Annotated in this window: 20 protein-coding genes; 9 read left to right on the top strand and 11 right to left on the bottom strand. The window is 67.3% G+C overall.

Annotated features, from left to right (window positions below):
- Positions 1-214: 214 nt before the first annotated feature.
- Positions 215-1,147 (top strand): LysR substrate-binding domain-containing protein, encoded by a 933-nt coding sequence (locus AC0KUR_RS36515; protein WP_034190495.1) that lies wholly within the window; start codon positions 215-217, stop codon positions 1,145-1,147.
- 45 nt (positions 1,148-1,192) lie between these two features.
- On the opposite strand, the gene argE is transcribed toward AC0KUR_RS36515, so the two are convergent.
- The 4 genes from argE to AC0KUR_RS36495 all read right to left on the bottom strand — a co-directional run bounded on the left by argE (position 1,193) and on the right by AC0KUR_RS36495 (position 4,879).
- Complete coding sequence (gene argE, locus AC0KUR_RS36510; RefSeq protein ID WP_473377271.1) at positions 1,193-2,356, bottom strand: acetylornithine deacetylase; 1,164 nt, start codon at positions 2,354-2,356, stop codon at positions 1,193-1,195.
- Entirely contained in the window at positions 2,349-3,026 is a 678-nt protein-coding gene (locus AC0KUR_RS36505; protein WP_059561271.1) for a DUF1028 domain-containing protein, read from the bottom strand. The genes argE and AC0KUR_RS36505 overlap by 8 nt, the downstream gene beginning before the upstream one ends.
- Positions 3,027-3,034: 8 nt before the next feature.
- Positions 3,035-3,472, bottom strand: coding sequence for a RidA family protein (locus tag AC0KUR_RS36500; RefSeq protein WP_034190498.1), 438 nt, complete (start codon positions 3,470-3,472; stop codon positions 3,035-3,037).
- A gap of 84 nt (positions 3,473-3,556) precedes the next feature.
- Positions 3,557-4,879 carry a flavin-containing monooxygenase gene (locus AC0KUR_RS36495; protein ID WP_473377270.1) on the bottom strand — a complete coding sequence of 441 codons (1,323 nt, stop codon included), beginning with the start codon at positions 4,877-4,879 and terminating at the stop codon, positions 3,557-3,559.
- A 703-nt stretch (positions 4,880-5,582) separates the two neighbouring features.
- On the opposite strand from AC0KUR_RS36495, the gene AC0KUR_RS36490 reads away from it, so the two are divergent.
- Both AC0KUR_RS36490 and trpS read left to right on the top strand, forming a co-directional pair.
- Positions 5,583-5,744, top strand: a complete 162-nt coding sequence (locus AC0KUR_RS36490; RefSeq protein ID WP_185733055.1) for a hypothetical protein — start codon at positions 5,583-5,585, stop codon at positions 5,742-5,744.
- 214 nt (positions 5,745-5,958) lie between these two features.
- Positions 5,959-6,972: a tryptophan--tRNA ligase gene (gene trpS, locus AC0KUR_RS36485; protein WP_473377269.1), complete on the top strand. Its 1,014-nt coding sequence runs from the start codon at positions 5,959-5,961 to the stop codon at positions 6,970-6,972.
- 9 nt (positions 6,973-6,981) lie between these two features.
- On the opposite strand, the gene AC0KUR_RS36480 is transcribed toward trpS, so the two are convergent.
- The 4 genes from AC0KUR_RS36480 to AC0KUR_RS36465 form a co-directional block, all read right to left on the bottom strand.
- Entirely contained in the window at positions 6,982-7,395 is a 414-nt protein-coding gene (locus tag AC0KUR_RS36480) for a VOC family protein (protein ID WP_124608193.1), read from the bottom strand.
- A 93-nt stretch (positions 7,396-7,488) separates the two neighbouring features.
- Entirely contained in the window at positions 7,489-8,409 is a 921-nt protein-coding gene (locus AC0KUR_RS36475; RefSeq protein ID WP_473377268.1) for a bestrophin family protein, read from the bottom strand.
- A 160-nt stretch (positions 8,410-8,569) separates the two neighbouring features.
- Positions 8,570-9,577 (bottom strand): cytochrome d ubiquinol oxidase subunit II, encoded by a 1,008-nt coding sequence (cydB, locus tag AC0KUR_RS36470; protein ID WP_059561279.1) that lies wholly within the window; start codon positions 9,575-9,577, stop codon positions 8,570-8,572.
- Between the two features lie 3 nt (positions 9,578-9,580).
- Positions 9,581-10,981: a cytochrome ubiquinol oxidase subunit I gene (locus AC0KUR_RS36465; RefSeq protein WP_034190503.1), complete on the bottom strand. Its 1,401-nt coding sequence runs from the start codon at positions 10,979-10,981 to the stop codon at positions 9,581-9,583.
- Positions 10,982-11,387: 406 nt separating this feature from the next.
- On the opposite strand from AC0KUR_RS36465, the gene fdhD reads away from it, so the two are divergent.
- The 5 genes from fdhD (at position 11,388) to moaD (ending at position 15,725) form a co-directional block, all read left to right on the top strand.
- Positions 11,388-12,260 (top strand): formate dehydrogenase accessory sulfurtransferase FdhD, encoded by an 873-nt coding sequence (gene fdhD, locus AC0KUR_RS36460; RefSeq protein ID WP_343727774.1) that lies wholly within the window; start codon positions 11,388-11,390, stop codon positions 12,258-12,260.
- Positions 12,257-13,471 (top strand): molybdopterin molybdotransferase MoeA, encoded by a 1,215-nt coding sequence (locus tag AC0KUR_RS36455; RefSeq protein WP_343727775.1) that lies wholly within the window; start codon positions 12,257-12,259, stop codon positions 13,469-13,471. The genes fdhD and AC0KUR_RS36455 overlap by 4 nt, the downstream gene beginning before the upstream one ends.
- Positions 13,472-13,670: 199 nt before the next feature.
- On the top strand, positions 13,671-14,795 hold the full coding sequence (gene moaA / locus AC0KUR_RS36450; protein ID WP_175028494.1) for a GTP 3',8-cyclase MoaA: 1,125 nt from the start codon (positions 13,671-13,673) through the stop codon (positions 14,793-14,795).
- Between the two features lie 47 nt (positions 14,796-14,842).
- Positions 14,843-15,415 carry a molybdenum cofactor biosynthesis protein MoaE gene (locus AC0KUR_RS36445; protein ID WP_473377267.1) on the top strand — a complete coding sequence of 191 codons (573 nt, stop codon included), beginning with the start codon at positions 14,843-14,845 and terminating at the stop codon, positions 15,413-15,415.
- A 52-nt stretch (positions 15,416-15,467) separates the two neighbouring features.
- Positions 15,468-15,725: a molybdopterin converting factor subunit 1 gene (moaD, locus tag AC0KUR_RS36440; protein ID WP_034190508.1), complete on the top strand. Its 258-nt coding sequence runs from the start codon at positions 15,468-15,470 to the stop codon at positions 15,723-15,725.
- 2 nt (positions 15,726-15,727) lie between these two features.
- Here moaD and AC0KUR_RS36435 read toward each other — a convergent pair whose 3' ends face one another.
- Together AC0KUR_RS36435 and AC0KUR_RS36430 are read right to left on the bottom strand one after the other, a co-directional pair.
- Complete coding sequence (locus AC0KUR_RS36435) at positions 15,728-15,862, bottom strand: hypothetical protein (RefSeq protein ID WP_264172389.1); 135 nt, start codon at positions 15,860-15,862, stop codon at positions 15,728-15,730.
- Positions 15,859-17,205, bottom strand: a complete 1,347-nt coding sequence (locus AC0KUR_RS36430; protein WP_049035925.1) for an aminotransferase class III-fold pyridoxal phosphate-dependent enzyme — start codon at positions 17,203-17,205, stop codon at positions 15,859-15,861. Before AC0KUR_RS36430 ends, AC0KUR_RS36435 begins: the two co-directional genes overlap by 4 nt.
- Positions 17,206-17,330: 125 nt before the next feature.
- Between AC0KUR_RS36430 and gcvA the strand changes: the two genes are divergently transcribed.
- Entirely contained in the window at positions 17,331-18,251 is a 921-nt protein-coding gene (gene gcvA / locus AC0KUR_RS36425) for a transcriptional regulator GcvA (RefSeq protein WP_034190509.1), read from the top strand.
- A gap of 58 nt (positions 18,252-18,309) precedes the next feature.
- On the opposite strand, the gene AC0KUR_RS36420 is transcribed toward gcvA, so the two are convergent.
- On the bottom strand, positions 18,310-19,019 hold a 710-nt coding region (locus AC0KUR_RS36420; RefSeq protein WP_473377266.1), incomplete at its 5' end, for an aminotransferase-like domain-containing protein.

The raw sequence follows: 19,019 nt of genomic DNA, 5'->3' as shown, positions 1-19,019 counted from the left end.
CCGCTTCGCGAGCGTCGTGATCCAGGTTGGAGACGATGGTGCGCCACGACCGTCGCGGCCGGAAAATACTAAAAATATTTCCGCGACATACGAAAAAGCTCTGCAGCGGAAATTCCGGCGCCGAACGACTTCGGGTAAGGTGCCAGGGTCTGTTTCCCCATGGAACGCGCATGCGCCCGCGGCGGCACGCCGGGGCCGGGCATCAGAGGTGCTTGTGGCTCACTACACTTTGCGGCAACTGAAATACTTCATCACGACGGTCGAATCCGGCAGCGTCGCCGAAGCCTCGCGTCAGCTCTTCATCGCTCAGCCGTCGATTTCCAGCGCGATCAAGGGGCTGGAGGAAAGCTTCGGCGTGAAGCTGTTCATCCGCCATCACGCGCAAGGCGTGTCGCTGACGCCGTCCGGCACGCGCTTCTACCGGAAAGCGCAGGAGCTGCTGCGCATCGCGCACGAATTCGAACAGAACGCACTCGCCGACAACGACGTGATTACCGGGCAGATCGACATCGGCTGCTTCGAGACGGTCGCGCCGCTCTACCTGCCGCAATTGATCGCGGGCTTTCGCGAGCGCTACCCGGGCGTGAACATCCGGCTGCGCGACGGCGACCAGCAGGAACTCGTGCAGGGCCTGACGTCCGGCACGTTCGATCTCGCCCTCATGTACGACCACGATCTCGACGGCACGATCGAGACCGAACCGTTGATGCCGCCGCAACAGCCGTACGTGCTGCTGCCGGAGAACCATCGGTTCGCCGGCCAGGCGCACGTGTCGCTGCGCGACCTGTGCGTCGAGCCGATGATCCTGCTCGACGTGCAGCCCAGCCGCACGTATTTCGTCAGCCTGTTCCATGAACTCGGCCTCACGCCGAACATCGTGTTCGGCTCGCCGTCGATCGAGATGGTGCGCGGCATGGTCGGCCAGGGATTCGGCTTCTCGCTGCTCGTCACGCGCCCGCATTCCGAATACACGTACGACGGCCAGCGCGTCGTGACGATCGGCCTCAGCGAAACGGTGAGCCCGTCGGGGCTCGTGAGCGCACGGCTGAAGCGGGGACAGCTCACGAAGCAGGCGCAGTCGTTCGTCGATTTCTGCCGTGAACGGCTCGCGCGAATCGTCGCGGAATCGGCGCGACAAGGAACGTGAAGCGCACGCGCCGCGGGACGCGGCGCATGCATCCAGGCTGCAGGCTCAGGCCGCCGAGGAAAGATGCGCGGCCAGGCGATCCAGCATCGCGTCGCAGCCGCGCAGTTGCTCGAGCGTGACGAACTCGTCGGGCTTGTGCCCCTGGTCCATGCTGCCGGGCCCGCACACCACGGTCGGAATGCCGGCCTGCCCGAACAGTCCGCCCTCGGTGCCGAACGCGACCGTGCCGAATGCGTCGGAACCGCTCAACATCGCGAGCAGGCGCGCAGCTTCACTGTCCGGCGCGGTGGCCAGCCCCGGATACGCGCCCAGCGCCTGCAAGCGAATGTCGGTATCGGGCTGCACCGCACGCATCTTCGGCAACAGCTCGGATTCCGCGTAGTCCCGCAGCGTCCTCGGCACGTCGTGCGCGTCGAAATCCGGCAGCGCACGCACCTCGAAATCGAACTCGCATTCGGCCGGCACGATGTTCAATGCGCGGCCGCCCTTGATCAGTCCCGTCTGCACGGTCGAGAACGGCGGATCGAAACGGCCGTCGTGCCGCTCGGGTCGCGCGAGCGCCGCGCCGATCTCGCCGAGCCGGCCGATCAGCTTCGCCGCATAGTCGATCGCGTTGACGCCCGACGGGGCGTACGCCGAGTGACACGCGGCGCCCTTCACGTGACAACGCATCGCGAGCTTGCCCTTGTGACCGAGCACCGGCTTCAGTTCGGTCGGCTCGCCGATCAGGCACAGCCGCGGCCGATGCTCGCGCGCGGCCAGCACGTCGAGCATCGGCCGCACGCCGAGGCAACCGACTTCCTCGTCATAGGAGAACGCGAAATGCACCGGCATGCTCAAAGGCCGCGACACGAACGCCGGAACGGCCGCGAGTGCCGACGCGATGAAGCCCTTCATGTCGGCCGTGCCGCGGCCATACAGGCGGCCGTCGCGCTCGGTCAGCCGGAACGGCTCGACCGTCCACGCCTGCCCGTCGACCGGCACCACGTCGGTGTGACCCGACAGCGCGACGCCGCCGCGATCGCGCGGGCCGATCGTCGCGTACAGGCTCGCCTTCGTGCGCTCGGCGTTGTAGAACAGCTCGCTCGCCACGCCGAAACCCGCGAGATGGTCGCGGATGAAGCCGATCATCTCGAGGTTCGAATCGCGGCTGACAGTGGCGAAGCCGATCAGCCGTTCGAGCAGCGCACGGCTCGACGTGTCACTCATCGCCCGGCACTCCGTAGCTCGGCGCGGCGGTCGGGTTCAGCGCGCGCGTCTGGTAGTCCTGCATCTGCGGCCGATACGCGCGCCACAGCGCATCGAGTTGCCCGATCGGATCGGTATCGGCCCAGTCGACGCGCAGGTCGACGATCGGCCAGGTCACGTCGCCGGCCACCTTCAACGCGGCCGAATGTACCGGACCGGCTTCGCCGCCGGCCGCCATCGCGGCATGCATCGCGGCCAGCAGGCGATCGGCGAGCAGGCCGTGCGCCTGTTCGAACGCCCGCGCCATCGCGTCGATCACGGCCGGCGCGGCCAGCAGGTTGCCGGCCGCCACGCACTGCTCGCCCTGCACCGCGTGATGGGTGCCGAGCGCTTCCTTGCCGGTGAAACACGCCGTCTGCCCCTGCCCGTCGATCACCGTGACCTGCCGGTACTGGCTCCAGCCGTTCGCGCTGAGCGCGCGGTCGAGCGCCGCGGCCGGCGCAAGCTGGTCGTGCTCGATCAGATCGAGAATCTGCGGCCCGAGCGCCGGCAGCGTGATGTTCTGCGTCGCGACGGCGCCCACGCCCGCGCGCACCCACGGGCAGCGCGCGCCCACCGCGATGCTCGACGAACTGATCGCGATCCCGAGCTGGCCCGTCTCCGGGCAGCGCCCGACGATGGAGAAAGTCATGTCGCCTCCTATGCGCGGTTCGGCTGCCAGTTGTCGGGGACCACCGCGATCACGTCGATCTCCATCAGCCATTGCGGCTGGCCGAGTGCCGAGACGACGAGCCCCGTCGAGATCGGATAGACGCCCTTCAGCCACTTGCCGACTTCCTGGTACACCGGTTCGCGATAACGCGGATCGATCAGGTAGGTCGTCGTCTTCACGATATGCGTGAGGTCGCTGCCGGCTTCCTCCAGCAGTTGCTTGACGTTCTTCATCGCCTGCTCGGCCTGCGCGCGCGGATCGCCGAGACCGATCAGGTTGCCGTCGAAATCGGTGCCGACCTGGCCGCGCACGTAGACGGTGTTGCCGGCGCGCACGGCCTGGCACAGGTCGTTGTCGAGCGTCTGGTTCGGGTAGGTATCCTTGGTGTTGAACATGCGGATACGCGTATGGGTAGGCTGGCTCATCGAGGTCCTTCGAGTGTCGGTGGGTACGCCCGCCGCGCCGGGAGCGGCCGCGGCGCAGCGGATGCGTGTCGGTCCGTCAGGTGGTCAGTTCGTCGCTTCGGCGAGCGGGCGCGCGTCGGCCGGTGCCTGCTGGGCTGCCACGCGATGCTGCGACGCGTCGTGGTACGCGAGGTACTTGCGTTGCGTGACGATGTGATCGGCGATGTGTTTCGCGTCGTGCCACACGCCCCAGATGAAGCTGGAGCCGCGCCGCGACAGCCACGGCAACCCGAGGAAATAGATGCCGGGCTCCTTCGACACGCCGCGCTGGTGCTGCGGCTTGCCGTTCGGCGCGAACGCGTCGACGTTGAGCCAACCGTAGTCGACTGCGTAGCCAGTCGCCCAGACGATCGACGTGACGCCCGCGCCGGCGAGATCGAGCGCGAGGATCGGATGCGCGACGCAGTCGGGGTTCGGCAGGATGCGCCGCGCTTCCGGCTCTTCCGGCAGGTCGAGGCCGTTGCGTGCCGCGTAGGCATCGGCCGCGTCGAGCAGCGACAGGTAGTTCTCGTCGCCGCGGGCGAGATTGACCGCGAGATCGCGTTCGAACACGGCCACGCCGCCGTCGAACGACTTCGTCAGCCCGACGAGCGTCACGCCCTGGTTCGCGAGCGCGCGGAAATCGACCGTGTGGCCGCCGCGCGCCCCGCTCACCGCGATCGTCACGTGTTCGCGGCCGGGCGTCGCGATTTCCTTGTCCCATTCGCCGAGCACGCCGAGCCACCAGCAGAAGTCGCGGCCGCGATATGCGCGCGGCGGGCGATCGTGCGGCCCGACCGACAGATACACCTGCCGACCCGCGCGCTGCAGCTCGTCGGCGATCTGCACGCCCGACGAGCCGGCGCCGACCACCAGCACCGCGCCGTCCGGAAGCTGGCCCGGATTGCGATAGTCGGCGGAATGGATCTGCACGAGGCGCGCATCGTCCGGCGCGATCGGCGGAACGACCGGGCGCTGGAACGGCCCCGTCGCGACGACCACGCGGTTCGCCTCGATCGTGCCGTCGGACGTCTCTACGACGAAGCCCGGCTTGCCGGTGTTGCGCACGACGTTCGTCACGTCGACGCCCGTGCGGATCGGCGCGTTGAACTTGCGCGCATACGCTTCGAAGTAATCGGCGACCTGGTCTTTCGATGCGAACGCATCGGGATCGAGGCCGTCGAATTCGAGCCCCGGGAAACGGTCGTGCCACGCGGGGCCGTTCGCGACCAGCGAATCCCAGCGCCCGGTGCGCCAGCGCTCGGCGATGCGGTCGCGCTCCAGCACGAGATGGGGCACGCCCAGCTTGCCCAGATGCTCGCTCATGGCCACGCCGGCCTGCCCGGCGCCGACGACGAGCGTATCGATTGAGGTTGTTTCGACTGCCACGGCTGTCTCCTTCAGCTTCTGACGTGCGGCTCGCTGCGACGTTCGTGCTGTCGGGCGAGTGGGAATGGAGACATTCTGCGGACAGGCCGCCTGGCGCGAAATGATGTTTTTTGTTGGTGTTGACGAGAAAAAAGCTGGGGCGGGAGCGATGGAGGTACCGACGATGACCACGCTTGCAGCAGAGCCCATACGTCGTTCAGGTTGCGCGGGCAGAATCTCCGCATGTCGGGAAACGCAGCCTTCGGGTCCTGCGCCAGCCGATCGATGACCTTCGCCCCACCCTTGTCGTTCCTGGCGTTCGAGAACGTCGCCACCGATCCGCCAGTACAGCGTCACCCACTCACGATTCACGCTTGCGACGGCGTATCCACGGGCAAGCTCGACCCACTGCTCGAGCTCCGTGAGCCCGCGGCGATAGTCTGCCTCGCCGGACCGACGGAGAGCCGATCGAGCCGCCCGACAATTCTTGACTGTGTCCGCATCGTCGAACTGGTAGCATGCGCGTCACATCGGCATGGAAGCGGATACGCGACACTCGATCGTTCCCTTTTATGTCCCACGACCGGCTAACCTCGCCAACGCACCCTCGGCGACCTGGTGTCTCAGACGGCACCCAGCCCCGTAGAACCCCGCAACACCCCGGCGTCGCCCCGCGCGACCCGTTGCAGTAACCGTTGGAGTGGCGCGCCCCGCGCCTGCAAGCATGAAAAATTCGAACCCGCCCACCCGCCCTGCCCCGCGGCGCGACAAAGACCGCACGCCGCTCGTCCGCGCCGGCGCGTGGCTGCTGATGGTCGGCCTGCTGTACCTGCTGTGGCCGTCCGCCGAAACCGCGTACCTCGCGATGGAGTCGATGATCCACTGACGCGCACGCCCGGCCGCGCACTACGCTATACTTGCGCGATGGAAACCCAACCCGCCTCGCCGATCGTGCATTGCTGGTGGCGCGCCTGACCCAGGCGGCCCGTTTCCTTTTGCATGTCCCAAACGTGATGCCGCCAGCCATGGCGGCATTTGCGTTTCCGCACCGCACCGACATCATGGCTGGCGCCTTCGACAACCCGGAGCCAACGACGACCATGACGCAACCCACCCGCCCGACCATCCTCACCGGCGACCGCACGACTGGCCCGCTGCATCTCGGCCACTACATCGGCTCGCTACGCGCGCGCGTGCAGATGCAGCACGAAGCGAAGCAATTCCTGCTGCTCGCCGATACGCAGGCGCTGACCGACAACATGGGCCGCCGCCAGCGCGTCACCGAGAACGTGATCGAGGTCGCGCTCGACTACCTCGCCGTCGGTATCGACCCGGCGGTCTCGACGATCGTCGTGCAGTCGCAGGTGCCCGAACTCGCCGAGCTGTCGCAATACCTGCTCAACCTCGTCACGGTCGCGCGCCTCGAACGCAATCCGACCATCAAGGAAGAGATCCGCCTGCGCGGGTTCGAGCGCGACATCCCCGCCGGTTTCCTGACCTACCCGGTGAGCCAGGCAGCCGACATCACCGCGTTCAAGGCGACGCACGTGCCGGTCGGCGATGATCAGTTGCCGATGATCGAACAGACCAACGAACTCGTGCGCCGCTTCAACGCGACCGTCGAGCAGCCGGTGCTGGTCGAATGCGAGGCCGTGCTGTCGTCGGTCACGCGGCTGCCGGGCATCGACGGCAAGGCTAAGATGAGCAAGTCGCTCGGCAATGCGATCACGCTCGGCTCGACGCCGGACGAGATCGCGCAGGCCGTGAAGGACATGTACACCGATCCGAACCACCTGCGCGTGAGCGATCCCGGCCAGGTCGAGGGCAACGTCGTGTTCACGTTCCTCGATGCGTTCGAGCCGGACGTCGCGAAGGTCGACGAACTGAAGGCCCACTGTCGCCGCGGCGGCCTCGGCGACAGCGTCGTCAAGCGCGTGCTGAACGAGCGGCTGCAGGCGTTGATCGAGCCGATCCGCGCGCGCCGCCGCGAGTTCGAGGCCGACAAGGCCGAGGTGATGGCGACGCTGAAGCGCGGCACGCTGCACGCACGGGAAGTGGCGGGTGCAACGATCGCGGAGGTGAAGCGCGCGATGGGGCTCACGTATTTCGATTGAGCAGCGCCGTCACGGCCGCTCGCGCGCCGGCACCGCCGCATGACACACGGCCTCGACCCGGTTGCCGGCCGGATCGACCAGAAAGGCCGCGTAGTAGTCGCCGTGGTAGTGCGGCCGCAATCCGGGGTCGCCGTCGGACTGGCCGCCCGTGGCAAGGCCAGCCTCGAAGAACGCATGCACCTGCTCGCGGGACGCGGCCTTGAAACACCAGTGCCGCTTGCTCGTCCCGATTTCGGCGGGATCCAGATACACCGCCAGAAAAGTCGATGCAGGGTCGTTCGCGCTGCAACGTTCGCCATAGCCGAGCGCATTGGGCCGGTCATAGACCTTGGTCGCGCCCAGCGCAGTCATGACGCCATCGTAGAAGGGGCGTGCCAGGTCGATGTCCGGAACGCCGATCGACACGTGATCAAGCAGTTGCATGGTGTAGGCTCCATTGAACGAGCACGAGTCTACACAACCCCTCCCGGTCGGACCAATCAACCTTACCGACGACTACACTACCGACCACGCTCCCTACGTGATCTGATACGTCGACGCCGGCACGAACTCCTCCGGCATCGGCCGATCCCCGAGTTCCAGCACCGACCGCTCGATCGTGCGCGTGATCGCGTCGAGCGCGAGCGCATTCGGCGCAAGGCCGAACGGTTCGGCCACTTCGTTCGCGATCGCTTCGAGCGCGATCAGCGTGTAGGCAATGAACACGCAGATCAGCGGCGTGAAGAACTCCGTCGAATCGACGAGCCCGAACGGCAGCAGCACGCAATACGCATAGACGGTGCGATGCAGCAGCACGCTGTATGAAAACGGGATCGGCGTCGACAGGATGCGCTCGCAACCGCCCACCGACTTGCCGAGCTCGTCGAGTTGCGTCTCGAACATCCAGCAGGTCGTGCCGCTGCCGGCCGCGGGGCCCAGCGCACGAACGATGCCGCCGCGCAGTTCGTCGAGGATCGCGACCGGCTTGTAGCATTTGCCGCCGAGCGCGGCCGTGCGCTCCGCCCCGAGAATGCGCAGCAGGTCCGCGGTCGGGTCGGTATGACGCAATTGATGCTTCAGCGCATACGCAAGCGCGATCAGCAGGTCGGCAAGCCGGTTGCGCTCGGCGTCGCTCACGGCGTCGGGCAGGTAGCGATGCAGTTGCGACGTCACGGCGCGCGCGGCGATCAGCAGGTTGCCCCACAGATGCCGCGCCTCCTTGAAACGCTCGAAGCTCGCGTTGTTGCGAAACCCGAGGAAGATCGCGAGCGCGAGCCCGAACAGCGTAAACGGCGCGGTGTTGAGCGGAATCTTCTCGCCGAAGATGCGCCCGTTCGTGAAGACCGCCAGCGTGCTGACGATCGCCATGAACACGAGCTGCGGAATGATCGATTGGAGCACGGAGCCGTTCCATACGAACAGCATCCTGAGCCAGTTCTGTCGTGGTCGGACGATCATGATGTTTTCTCGACTGCCAAAGGAATACGCAACCCGTTGCGCCCGCACCCGATGCGCAGCGGCCCGCGCATGGCGGGCCGCTTTCCGTCGGATGCCGTGCCGGGCGCCGCGCTGCGCGTGATGATACGCGCACGCCGCGCCCCGTCACCTCGCATGCCGCTCAGTGATAACCGATGTCGCCCTCGCGCACCTTGCCGCGGAACACGCGGTATTGCATCGCGTTGTACACGAGGATGATCGGCAGCACGATCACGGTGCCGACGAGCGCGAACAGCTGGCTCGAATGGCTCGACGACGCGTCCCAGATCGTCAGCGACGGCGGCACGATGTTCGGCCAGATGCTGATCACGAGCCCCGTGTAGCCGAGGAACACGAGCGCGAGCGTCAGCAGGAACGGCGTGGCCTCGTGCGCACGCTTCACCGTGTGGAAGATGCCCCACACGCATGCGACGACGAGAACCGGTACCGGCAGGAACCAGACGAGGTTGCCGCTGCCGAACCAGCGGTGCGCGACGGCCGGCAGCCCGATCACGGTCCACAGGCTCACCACGCCCATCACGGCGAGCAGCACGCCCGCGAGCGGCTTCATCAGCAGCCGCATCTTGCGCTGCAGCTCGCCATCGACCTTCAGGATCAGCCAGCCGCAGCCGAGCGTCGCATACGTGACGAGCACGCCGATCCCGCACAGCAGGCTGAACGGCGACAGCCAGTCGAACGGCCCGCCCGCGAACTGGTTGTTCTCGATCTTGATGCCCTGCAGCAGCGAACCGAGCACGATCCCCTGGCAGAACGCGGCGAGCGCCGAGCCGCCGATAAACGCGAGATCCCACATGTGCTGCGTGCGGGTGGCCTTCGCGCGCAGCTCGAACGCCGCGCCCCGGAAAATCAGGCCGACCAGCATCAGCACCAGCGGCAGGTAGTTCGCCGGCAGCAGCGTCGAATACACGACCGGGAACGCGCCATAGAGGCCCGCGCCGCCGAGCACGAGGAACGTCTCGTTGCCGTCCCACACCGGCGCGACGGTGTCGAGCATCACCTGGCGCTCGGCCTTCGCGTCGAAGAACGGAAACAGCAGGCCGATCCCGAGATCGAAACCGTCCAGCATCACGTAGATGAATACGCCGAGGCCGATGATCGCGGCCCACACGACAGGAAGATCGATGTGCATGGCTTACTCCGCTTCGGTGACGTTCAGCGGCGTGGACAGCGCGCTCTTGCGCAGCCCCGGATGCCGGTGCAGCTCGATGTACCCGGCCTGGGCCGCCGGCCCGCGCCTCATCAGTTTCATCATGTAGTAGATACCTGTTCCGAATACCAGGAAATACACGACCACGAAGACCAGCAGCGACACGCCGACCTGCTGAGCGTTGAGCGGGGAGACCGAGTCGATGGTGCGTAGTACGCCATAGACGGTCCACGGCTGCCGCCCGACCTCGGTCGTGATCCAGCCGGCCAGCAGCGCGACGATGCCCGACGGCCCCATCGCCACCACGAACCACTGGAACCAGCGCGTCTCATAGAGGCGCCCGCCCTTTCTCAGCAGCAGCCCGAGCAGCGCGGTGAGCAGCATCAGCATCCCGAGGCCGGCCATGATCCGGAACGTCCAGAAGATGATCGGCGAATACGGGCGGTCCTGCGGCGGGAATTCCTTCAGCCCGCGAATCTCGCCATCCCAGCTGTGCGTGAGGATCAGGCTGCCGAGGTGCGGCACCTGGATCGCATAGCGCGTGGTTTCGGCCTGCATGTCGGGCAGCCCGACGAGGTTCAGCGCGGTGCCGCCCTTCTCGGTTTCCCACAGCCCTTCGATCGCCGCAATCTTCGCCGGCTGGTATTCGCGCGTGTTCAGCCCGTGCGCGTCGCCGACGACGATCTGGATCGGCGCGAGCACCAGCAGCATCCACAGCGCCATCGAGAAGCTGCGCTTCACCGGCTCGTCGCGACGGCCCTTCAGCAGGTGCCACGCGCCGCACGCGGCGACGATGAAACCCGCGACGATGAACGCCGCGATCGTCATGTGCACGAGACGGTACGGGAACGACGGGTTGAAGACGATCTTGAACCAGTCGACCGGCACGACCAGGCCGTTTTCGATCTTGTAGCCCTGCGGCGTCTGCATGAAGCTGTTCGACGCGAGGATCCAGAACGTCGAGATCAGCGTGCCGACCGCGACCATCAGCGTAGCGAAGAAGTGCGCACGCGGGCTGACGCGCTGCCAGCCGAACAGCATCACGCCGAGGAAGCCGGCCTCGAGGAAGAACGCAGTCAGCACTTCATACGTGAGCAGCGGCCCCGTGATGTTGCCCGCGACGCGCGAAAAGCCGGCCCAGTTGGTGCCGAACTCGTACGCCATCACGACGCCGGAGACCACGCCCATCCCGAAGCCGATCGCGAAGATCTTCGACCAGAACTGGAACATGGATTTGTAGGCGGCGTCGCCGGTGACGAGATAACGCCATTCCAGCACCGCCAGGAAGCTCGCCATGCCGATGCTGATCGCGGGAAACACGATGTGGAACGACACCGTGAATGCGAATTGCAATCGGGCGAGATGGAATGCATCGAAGATTTCCATGACCGTAATTTGCTCGTGGTTGTGAGGACGTACGCCCGAAGCAGGAAATCGCGCGACGGCTTGGCGACTACACATGCGAACGTCAACGGACCCTCGCACGGCATCGAAGCGTGAGTGACGATATCGCGTTTGCCACGATACTCGCAATCACTCGAACGTGCGCTGAAACTGTGCTGCTTCCGTCGCCGAAGATGTGTGCACGGAAAACACATTTCGTGCCTGCGGGATGGTCAGCTGTACTGCTTTCCGCGTGGCGGCGCTGTGTCTCCGGCGCGCTGTTCACTCCACTTAACATGTTATGCAACGCCTGCCCGGCGCGGTAGTGCGCCGCCCCCGGCGCCCGCCCGGCAGCACCGATTCCCGTCGTCCGGCGTACACGCCGGACGATCCGACTGGAGAAACCCGCATGGCGTCCCGCCCCCCCATCGACGATCCGACCGGCAGCACCGCGTGTCAGGTGATGCGCCATCGTGCCGGCGAAACGCGCGACACCGTCGATCGCGTCGTCGACGAAACGCCGGTTGCACTCGTGTTCAACGGCATCTCGCATACGGTCATGATGGCGACGCCGATCGACCTCGATGCGTTCGGCCTCGGCTTCGCGCTGAGCGAAGGCATCGTCGAGCGTGCGTCGGACGTCTTCGACATCGAAAGCGAATGTCGCCCCGGCAGCGCCGAGGTGCGGCTCACCGTGTCGCAGCAGGCGTTCATGGCGCTGAAGGCGCACCGGCGCGCGCTGGCCGGCCGCACCGGTTGTGGCGTCTGCGGGATCGAAAGCATCGCGCAGCTCGACCTGCACCCGCCGCGCATCGCGGCCGCCGGCGCGGCTGCCGGCATCGGCGCCGACGCGATTGCACGCGCCGCGCGCACGCTGCCGGCCCACCAGACGCTGATGCGCGAGACGGGCGGCATCCACGCGGCCGCGTGGTGCGACCGCGACGGCGCCGTGCGCGCCGTGTTCGAGGACGTCGGCCGCCACAACGCGCTCGACAAGCTGATCGGGCATCTCGCGCGGCGCCGCGCCGACCTTGGCGCGGGCTTCGTGTTCCTGTCGAGCCGCGCGAGCTACGAGCTGGTACGCAAGGCCGCGCGGGTCGGCATCCCGATGATCGCGACGATCTCGGCGCCGACGTCGCTGGCGATCGACGTCGCTCGCGAAGCCGGCGTGCGCCTGCTCGGCTTCTGCCGCAACGACGGCTTCGTCGAATACGTGTCGCCCGACGCCGTTCACCCCGATCAACCGGCGCTTGCGCCCGCGCACCCGGCCCACTCGTCATGAAACACCTGTTCGATTTCGATACCGCGCAGCAGCAATTCGCCGGCGCATTTGCGCCGCTTGCGGCGAGCGCCTCGCTGCCGGTCGCCGAAGCGGCCGGCCATGTGCTGGCCGTGCCGCTGACCGCCGTGCTCGACCAGCCGCCGGCCGACCAGAGCGCGATGGACGGTTATGCCGTGCGTCACGCGGACGTCTCGCCTGGCGAGCCGCTGCGCGTCGCGCAACGCTGCTATGCGGGCGACACGCCGATGCCGCTGGCCGCCCGCACGGCTGCGCGCGTCTTCACCGGCAGCCTGATCCCGCCCGGCGCCGACACCGTCGTGATGCAGGAGCACGCGCACGAACGGGACGGCTGGGTCGCGTTCGATGCCCCACCGCGCACCGGATCGCACATCCGCCGCCGGGGCGAGGAAGTGCGTACCGGCGACCTGCTCGTGCCGGCCGGCGCGCGGCTGGGCGCGATGCACGTCGGCGTGGCGGCCGCACAAGGTTTCGCGCGCATCGATGTGCGCCCGGCGCTGCGCGTCGGCATCCTGACGACCGGCGACGAACTCGTCGCATGCGGCCAGCCGCGCGCGCCGCAGCAGATCTACAACAGCAATGCGCCGATGCTCGCCGCACTCGTGTCGGGCACCGGTGCCAGCGTCGCGATGAACGTGCATGCGGCCGATACGGCGGCGGCCGTCGATCGTGCGTTGCGCGACCTGCATGCGGGTTGCGACCTGGTGATCTGCGTCGGCGGCGCATCGGTCGGCGACAAGGATCTGCTGCGCCCCGCACTGACCGCGCTCGACGCATCGTTCATCGTCACCGGTGTGCGGATGAAGCCCGGCAAGCCGGTCGCGCTTGCGCGGCTCGACACGCGGCCCGTGGTGTTGCTGCCCGGCAATCCGGGGGCTGCCATGACCGCGTTCGCGCTGTTCGTCGCGCCGCTGATCCGCTGCCTGCAGGGGCGCGACGCGCGCCTGCAGGCCGTGCCGGCGCTGCCGATCGACACGGACTTCGAGCCGGATGCGCAGCGCGAACGCTTCGTACGGGTGCGCTGCACGGTCGGTGCCGCTGGCGCGCCCGTGCTCGATACGCTGCGCCAGCAAGGCGCCGGCACGCTGCAGTCGCTCGTGCAGGCGAGCGGGCTCGCACGACTGCCGGCCGGGCGGGCCATCGCGCGCGGCGACGCGGTACCGTATTACGAATTCGCGCCGTGGCTCGCATGAGCGCGACGCCCATCACGCGCCCGATGCGACCCATGCGCCGCGCCCGCCGCACGGCGAACTGTATTCCTGCAATTCGGGCGCGATTGTGCCTCTGCCGGCCCAACCCGGCGGACTATGCTCACGCTGAGGCTCGTCACGACCTGTGCGCCGACACGTCGGTACACGCACGGCCGACCGGCGACGCCCCTCCGCTTACTTCATGCAGGCCGACGAACCGATCGTGAACGCCATCGTTTCAGCCGCGCCGGCCGCCGCCGCATCATCCGGCGGCGCAGCGCCCGGCGCCTTTCCCCGCCCGTCCGACACGCTCGGACGCCCGCTGCGCGACTTGCGCCTGTCCGTGATCGACCAATGCAACTTCCGCTGCGGCTACTGCATGCCGCGCGAAAGCTTCGGTTCGGACTATGCGTTCATGCCGTCGTCCGAGCGCCTGTCGTTCGCGCAACTGGAAAAGATCGCACGTGCGTTCACGTCGCTCGGCGTCGAGAAGATCCGCATCACGGGCGGCGAGCCGCTGCTGCGCCGCAACCTCGAGGCACTGATCGAACGGCTCGCCGCGCTGACGACCGTCGACGGCAATCCCGTCGAAATCGCGCTGACGACCAACGGTTCGCTGCTCGCCGCGAAGGCACGCGCGCTGCGCGACGCCGGATTGTCGCGCGTGACCGTGAGCCTCGACGCGCTCGACGACGCCGTATTCCGCCGGATGAGCGACGCCGACGTGCCCGTGTCGCGCGTGCTGGCCGGCATCGAAGCCGCGCATGCTGCCGGGCTCGCGCCGGTCAAGGTCAACGCGGTGATCGAGCGCGGCGTGAACGACGACCAGATCCTGCCGCTCGTGCGCCACTTCCGGCAGTCGGGCGTGGCCGTGCGCTTCATCGAATACATGGACGTCGGCGGCGCGAGCTTCTGGTCCGGCGACAAGGTCGTGCCGGCCGCGCGCATGCGCGAACTGATCGAACAACACTATCCGCTCGTGCTCGTCGGCGAACCGGGGCACGACGCGACCGCGATCCGTTGCGCGCACATCGACGGTGCGGGCGAAGTCGGCTTCATCGCGAGCGTGTCGCATCCGTTCTGCGGCACCTGCTCGCGCGCCCGCGTGTCCGCCGACGGGCAGCTCTATACGTGCCTGTTCGCGACGCAGGGCACCGACCTGCGGCCGTGGCTCGACGATGCGGCATCGACCGCCGACCTCGCGGCCGCCGTGCGCGATCGCTGGACGCGGCGCGACGACCGCTATTCCGAGCACCGGGCCGCGCGGCCGGCCCGCGCGCCGGGCAAGACCTATCCGACCGTGCGCATGTCGCTCGTCGGCGGCTGACGGGCCGCCGCGCGATACAGGATGCGCCGCCCACTGGAGAACCTGTCATGACGACCTTCACCGAATCCCGCGCCGGGCTGCCGGACGATCCGCTGCCAGCCGGCAGCGCCCCGCCGCCCGCCGACGCGACCGACCCGCCTCCCGAACCGGCGCCCGCCATTGCCGCCGGCTTCGAAGTACGCGTGCAGCATGCGCCGATCGACGCGGGCTCGGAGCTTGCACCGATCGTTCGCAATCCGAATGTCGGGGCGGTCGTGAATTTTCTCGGGGTCGTGCGCAAGGAAGGCGACGTCGACGACGTCGTCGCGCTGGAAGTCGAGCACTACCCGACGATGACCGGGCAGGCACTGTGGAGCATCGTCGAGGAGGCCACGGCACGCTGGCGGCTCGAAGCGGTCAGGATCGTGCACCGCGTCGGCCGCATTCCGCTCGGCCAGCCGGTCGTGCTGGTCGTCGTGGCCGCCGCGCATCGCGCATCCGCGTTCGACGCGTGCGAATTCCTGATGGATTTCCTGAAAACCCACGCACCGTTCTGGAAGAAGGAGATCCGGCACGACGGCGAATCCGGCTGGGTCGAGGCGAAGGCCCACGACGACCACGCGATGCGGCGCTGGGGCTGACCGCGTCCGCTTCGCGCTTTCCGATTCCGCCGCTCCTGCTCGAGACATCGCAATGAAACTGAAGATCAAATATTTCGCAAGCATTCGCGAACAACTGGCGCTCGACGAGGAAACCGTCGAGATCGATGCGCGCGAACTCACCGTCGACGCGCTGCGCGGCACGCTGGCCGCGCGCGACGCGCGCAGCGCGGACGCACTGCGGATGGACCGCCCCGTGCGGGCCGCCGTGAACCTCGAAATGGTGACCGGGGAATTCGTCGTGCGGGAGGATAGCGAGGTCGCGTTCTTTCCGCCGGTGACGGGTGGGTGAGCTCACCACGCACGCCGCCCGTTTCGACGGCGATCCTCGACCGTCCTGGCCCGGAACGCGTTGTACACCGACGGGCGGTCGATCGTGACGGTCGCCACGCCGCGCGCCTCGCGATACAGGATGTCCTCGTCGCTCATCGGGCAGCCTCCAGCACCGTCAGCGCCGCGTCGAGCGCGTCCAGCCCCTCGTTCAGCTCCGTGCGCGAGATGACCAGCGGCGGCGTCACGATCACCACGTTGTAGCGCCCGTACGCGTGGACGCCGCGCTTCAGCAGCTCGCCATAGAACGCCCGCATCGGCGCCGATCCCGCCGGGTGGTGCCACTCGACGAGCGGCTCGCGCGTGTCCCGGTCGCGCACCAGCTCGATGCCGAACTGGGCGCCCATGCCCCGCACGTCCCCGATCGACGGATGACGGTCTGCGAGATCGCCGAGACCGTCGCGCAACCAGCCTTCGATCTCGCGCGCCCGGTCGAACAAACCCTCTTCCAGATAGACCTTCAGCGCGGCGAGCCCGCCGGCGACCGCCAGCACGTGGCCCGCGTGCGTGTGGCCCACGTCGAAGAGTTCGGTATCGAAGTGGCGGGCCACGCCTTCGCGCACCAGGACACCGCCGAGGGGTGTATACGAAGAGCTGGCCCCCTTGGCGAACGAAATCAGGTCCGGCAATACGCCGACACGTTCGGCGCAGAACAATGCCCCCGTGCGCCCGAAGCCCGTCATGATCTCGTCGAAGATCAGCAGGATGCCGTGCCGGTCGCACAGGTTGCGAACGCCTTCGAGGTAGCCCGGTGGGTAGACGACCACACCGCTGGACCCGGTCATCGGCTCCATCAGGATCGCGGCGACGTTTTGCGCGCCTTCGTGCGACAGGACGCGCGCAAGGTGATCGAGGGCACGGCGCGTCTCCTCGACCGGATCCGACGTGTAAAAGGGGCTGCGGTACGGATACGGTGCAAAGAACTTCACCATGCCCGGGAGCGCCGGGAAAGGATCGCGCCAGCGGTCCACGCCCGTCATCGCGCTCGCGCCGATGGTGCTGCCGTGATACGACCGATGGGCAGTCAGCACCTTGGGCCTGCCTGTCACCAGCCGGGCGATCTTCACCGCGTCATCGTTCGCCTCGGCTCCGCCGCACGTGAAATGCACACGCAGTCCTTCCGGCCACGGCGAAACACTGTTCAGGAGTCCAGCGTATTCGGCACGCACGTCGTTGAAGTAGCTGGATGCGACCCAGCACATGCGCTCGGCCTGTGCCTGGATCGCCTGGACGACCTTCGGATGGCCATGGCCCAACGACACCGCGACATAACCGCTGGTGAGGTCCAGATAGCGCTTGCCGTTCGCATCGTGGAAGTAGCATCCCTGCGCATGCGTGATGACCGGCGGGTTGAGTCCGCCCTGGACCGCCCAGGGAACGAGCACCTTTCGAAACGACGGCGCGAGCGCGCGATCCGACTCGCCGTGAATGCGTAGATCCATGTTGACTCCGGAAATGTCATAGCTCACTATTTCTGAGCCTCGTGATGTGAGGCCGATAGATTAAGCACGCATTTCTCGCACAACAAATCAAACGTTTCGACACTTAGCCTCAATTTAACTGAGTCATGGCACGACAACTTCCACCCCTGCTCTCCGTGCGTGCATTCGAGGCGGCGGCGCGCCATGGCGGCTTCGCCCGGGCGGGTGAAGAGCTATGCGTCACGTCCGGTGCGGTAGGGCATCAGGTACGGCTGCTGGAGGAATGGCTGGGAACGCCGCTGTTCATGCGCGGCGCCCGGTCCGTCCAGTTGACGGACATCGGACGGCGGTACTTCCTGGAAATCGAGCGCTTGATGGACGAGCTCGAACGCGCGTCGCTCGGCATCCGCCAGGCCGCGGACGCCCCGGAGGTGACGGTCACCGCGATGCCATCGTTCGTGACCCGCTGGCTGATGCCGCGCCTGGGTGAGTTCAGGCGGCTGCATCCCGACATCGAGGTGCGCTTGCTGGCCTCGGTGCCCGCCGTCGACTTCAGCCGCGAGCGGGTGGACGTGGCGATCCGGCTGGGCTCGGGCCCCTATCCGGGGCTCGTCGCGGAAAAACTGATGTCGGAGACGTTCCTGGCGGTCGGTCAACCTCTGGTGTGCCGGGCGTTGCACACCGTGGACGATATCTTGCGGGCAACCTTGCTGCATGACGAATACGAGGCCCGCATTCCGGAGCAGGTGGACTGGGTGCGCTGGTGCCGCATGCAGAACGTACACGCGAGCGCGACCCGTTTGCGACAGGGCCCGAGCTTCTCGCACACCTATCTCACGCTCGATGCCGCGATCGCGGGCCAAGGCGTGGCGGTGGCGTCGGACGTCCTCGCCGCCGATGCGGTCAGGCAGGGGCTGTTGGCCATGGCGCCGGGCAAGCCGGTACAGGGTCCCTACAGCTACCACCTGCTGACGACACGCGCGGCAACCGCACGGCCGCCAGTCGACGCCTTCTGCAGTTGGCTGCGATCGGCCGCACGGTCGTTTTCGGAAGCCGGCTGGGCTTGAACGACGCGAATCGCCGCGCGGCGGATACCGACGCCCGCGTTCCACCTCGCCCGCCCGTTCACCGCATGCACGCGGCGGCCAGCTTCCCGACCGCGATCACCGCCTGCTCGATCTCCGGCGACCACGGGCTGCTGTAGTTCAAGCGGATGAAGTTCCGGTAGTTGTCGGTGATCGAGAACATGTAGCCGGGGCCGATCGTGATGCCCTGCTCCAGCGCGAGCTGGTACAGCCGCATCGCGTCGACCTGCGCGGGCAGCTCGACCCACAGCACGTACCCGCCCGCCGGGCTCGAGATGCGCGTGCCCTCCGGGAAGAACCGCGACACCATCGCCCGCATCAGGTTCGCCTGCTGCGCATACGCCTTGCGCAAGCGCCGCAGGTGATGCTCGTAGCCGTCGCGTTCGAGAAACTCCGCGATCGCCAGCTGCGGCAGCGACGGCGTCGCGAGCGTGTTCAGGAACTTCAGCTTCTCGACCTGATCGCGATAGCGGCCCGGCAACGCCCAGCCGATCCGGTACGCGGCCGTCAGGCTCTTCGAGAACGACGAGCAATGCAGCACGATCCCGGTCCGGTCGTAGGACTTCAGCGAACTCGGATGCGTATCGCCGAAATACAGCTCGTTGTACACGCCGTTCTCGATGATCGGCATGCCGGTTTTCGTTGCAAACTCAACCAGTTCGCGCTTGCGCTCGTCGGGCATCTGGAACCCGAGCGGGTTCTGGAAGTTCGGCATCACCATGCACGCCGCGATCGGCTGCGACTTCGCGA

It is taken from the genome of Burkholderia sp. YHN3-13 (assembly GCF_055810675.1).
Note: the sequence above shows the minus strand (reverse complement) of the source record. Positions and strands in the feature narration are given on the sequence as shown.

Excerpts from the sequence above, each read along its gene's own strand:
- AC0KUR_RS36430 (WP_049035925.1), bottom strand. The coding sequence starts at position 17,205 with ATGGATCTACGCATTCACGGCGAGTCGGATCGCGCGCTCGCGCCGTCG.
- AC0KUR_RS36480 (WP_124608193.1), bottom strand. The coding sequence starts at position 7,395 with ATGCAACTGCTTGATCACGTGTCGATCGGCGTTCCGGACATCGACCTG.
- moaA (WP_175028494.1), top strand. The coding sequence starts at position 13,671 with ATGCAGGCCGACGAACCGATCGTGAACGCCATCGTTTCAGCCGCGCCG.
- AC0KUR_RS36475 (WP_473377268.1), bottom strand. The coding sequence starts at position 8,409 with ATGATCGTCCGACCACGACAGAACTGGCTCAGGATGCTGTTCGTATGG.
- AC0KUR_RS36445 (WP_473377267.1), top strand. The coding sequence starts at position 14,843 with ATGACGACCTTCACCGAATCCCGCGCCGGGCTGCCGGACGATCCGCTG.
- fdhD (WP_343727774.1), top strand. The coding sequence starts at position 11,388 with ATGGCGTCCCGCCCCCCCATCGACGATCCGACCGGCAGCACCGCGTGT.
- moaD (WP_034190508.1), top strand. The coding sequence starts at position 15,468 with ATGAAACTGAAGATCAAATATTTCGCAAGCATTCGCGAACAACTGGCG.
- AC0KUR_RS36500 (WP_034190498.1), bottom strand. The coding sequence starts at position 3,472 with ATGAGCCAGCCTACCCATACGCGTATCCGCATGTTCAACACCAAGGAT.
- argE (WP_473377271.1), bottom strand. The coding sequence starts at position 2,356 with ATGAGTGACACGTCGAGCCGTGCGCTGCTCGAACGGCTGATCGGCTTC.
- trpS (WP_473377269.1), top strand. The coding sequence starts at position 5,959 with ATGACGCAACCCACCCGCCCGACCATCCTCACCGGCGACCGCACGACT.
- AC0KUR_RS36435 (WP_264172389.1), bottom strand. The coding sequence starts at position 15,862 with ATGAGCGACGAGGACATCCTGTATCGCGAGGCGCGCGGCGTGGCGACC.
- AC0KUR_RS36465 (WP_034190503.1), bottom strand. The coding sequence starts at position 10,981 with ATGGAAATCTTCGATGCATTCCATCTCGCCCGATTGCAATTCGCATTC.
- gcvA (WP_034190509.1), top strand. The coding sequence starts at position 17,331 with ATGGCACGACAACTTCCACCCCTGCTCTCCGTGCGTGCATTCGAGGCG.
- AC0KUR_RS36505 (WP_059561271.1), bottom strand. The coding sequence starts at position 3,026 with ATGACTTTCTCCATCGTCGGGCGCTGCCCGGAGACGGGCCAGCTCGGG.
- AC0KUR_RS36455 (WP_343727775.1), top strand. The coding sequence starts at position 12,257 with ATGAAACACCTGTTCGATTTCGATACCGCGCAGCAGCAATTCGCCGGC.
- cydB (WP_059561279.1), bottom strand. The coding sequence starts at position 9,577 with ATGCACATCGATCTTCCTGTCGTGTGGGCCGCGATCATCGGCCTCGGC.
- AC0KUR_RS36490 (WP_185733055.1), top strand. The coding sequence starts at position 5,583 with ATGAAAAATTCGAACCCGCCCACCCGCCCTGCCCCGCGGCGCGACAAA.